1 protein-coding gene and 1 pseudogene are annotated in these 2170 nt (G+C 36.3%); both read right to left on the bottom strand.

Annotation, left to right across the window (positions count from 1 at the left end):
• Window positions 1-175 precede the first annotated feature (175 nt).
• Window positions 176-1204, bottom strand: coding sequence for an IS701 family transposase (locus ACVOMB_RS20970; protein WP_081399038.1), 1029 nt, complete (start codon window positions 1202-1204; stop codon window positions 176-178).
• 19 nt (window positions 1205-1223) lie between these two features.
• A pseudogene (locus tag ACVOMB_RS20965) lies at window positions 1224-2170 on the bottom strand (IS3 family transposase); the annotation flags it as partial.

The following is a 2170-nucleotide window of genomic DNA, read 5'->3' as shown; positions in this document are numbered from 1 at the left end:
ATACTGATCTTTGTCATCAGAATCATAGTCGTCAGAAATAATCGTTTCTTCCCACAATCCTGTTAATGGCGTTGCAGCATTTGCATGGCTAAACAACATTGCACTGATAAAACCAGAATATGCCAAAGTTTTTAAAAGTTTATTCATAAGTTAACCTTATAGGACTTACGCACTGTTATTTATAGACTCTCTGTGGTAGCAGATGATTTTTATCGAGAATAAAGTCATCAATGAAGTTTTTGATCATTGGTCTAAATAATTTCTTCTGCCAATGATATACATTTTCAAAGATCCCCTCAAACTGGTTCTTTTGTATCTCGACGTAGGCCATCAAGGCTGAAAAAATATGATTCAAAATCAGTTTAGATCGTCTTACTTGAAACTTTTCAATATGACAAACCTGTTTAATCACTCGGTGATATTGTTCTATTTTCCAATGACTTGAATGTAATTCATGAAAACCCTCAAAGGACAATAAATCATCTTCATCTTGATGCACAATATAAAACCTCTGCTGTTCTTTTAACTGAGTCTTAAATAATTGTACAAAGCCAAAATCTTTGAGCCAGACCACTTGACCCTGATGGAAATCTGGCAATAAACGCAGTTGAAACCATTGTCCTTTTTCAGGGGAAACCTTACGGTTACAGTCGATACCAAACATAAATCGAATACCATGTTTTCTTATGGTTTTTAGATTTGCAGTCGATGAATACCAACTATCACCTGTAATAAATTGAATCTTTGCACCCCAACTGAGTACTTCACTTAACATATCCATAAAGTAATCATTCTTGGTTTTACCCTCAGATTTGTCATAAATTCGGAAATTAATTGGAATATTTTGACCATTCTGATCTGTCGCATACAAGGTAATGAGATTAATCCCCTTGACGGATCGGTGGTGTTTGCCTGACCAAAAATAGCTAACCAAGTCCATATGCTGACTATACGGTTTATCTAAAACAGTATCATCAATACTGACTATAAGTTTATTATTATCAATATGTTGAATTGCTTCTTGATATAGGTCGTGAGGTGTGTAGTCTTCACGCTCTAGAAAGCGATTTACACTATCATGCGAGATATTATAAGTCTCGGCAAGTTGTGTGCAGCTAATAGAGTTCGGTTCTGTCATGAGAAAGCCCATATAAATGGGTAATGTACAAGTTGCTGTAGAAGCATGTTTAGTTCGTCTGATCACAGATACTTTATAAACTATTTTAATACTTTTTTGAATCCGTCAATGCGTAAGTCCTATCAATGTATTTTATAATATCTGCTTTGGCTTCTTCTCTGGTTTGATAGTTGTAATGATGCACTAACTCATTTTTCAGTATTCCCCAAAAGCTTTCAATCGGTGCATTATCGTAACAGTCTCCGCGCTTGCTCATTGAACCTTGAAAACCATATTGCTCAAGTATATTTCGATATTCATGGCTGCAATATTGACTTCCTCTGTCTGAATGCACAATCAGTTCTTTGGTTGGTTTTTGATTGTGAATAGCCATATTTAGCGCATTACAAACAAGCTGTGCTGTCATGCGCTCATTTAAGCTATAGCCAACCACTTGCTTCGTGTAAAGGTCTTTTACCGCTGCTAAGTACAGCCATCCTTCAACAGTCCATATGTACGTAATATCACTTGACCATGCTTGATTTGGTCTAGTCATTGAGAATTGTTGCTCCAGCAGGTTTTCATAGATCGCTCGATTATGGTCACTATTCGTAGTCCTTTTAAAACGCTTGTGTCGCTTACAATACAGGTGGTTCAGCGCTTTTATGTGACGTACAGCGTACATACTCATTTTTATGCCCTGAGCTTGTAAGTATTTGGTTAATCGAATATAACCATAGCTCTGCTTTGTCTCCTCATGGGCTATTTTCACCAATATCGTCTGTTGATTTCGTTGAATCGTTCTTTTGCTCACGCCTCTCTTGAGCCGATCATAAAAACATGAAACTGAAACATGAAGTAATCGAGCCATTAAGGTAATTGGAAAAGAATATCTTTTTTGTTTCATATAGGCGTACCTTACTGACTTTCTTTGGCAAAGTACGCTGCTGCCTTTTTAAAAATTCACGTTCCATTTCAGCTATTTTGAGCTGTTGTTTGAGTTTTTTATTTTCTTCGAGTAGAGCGTTTAGATCAGGTGAATACTGTTTTGTA

This window comes from Stenotrophomonas sp. STEN018, from assembly GCF_056760235.1.
This window is presented reverse-complemented; position numbering and strand designations above follow the sequence as displayed.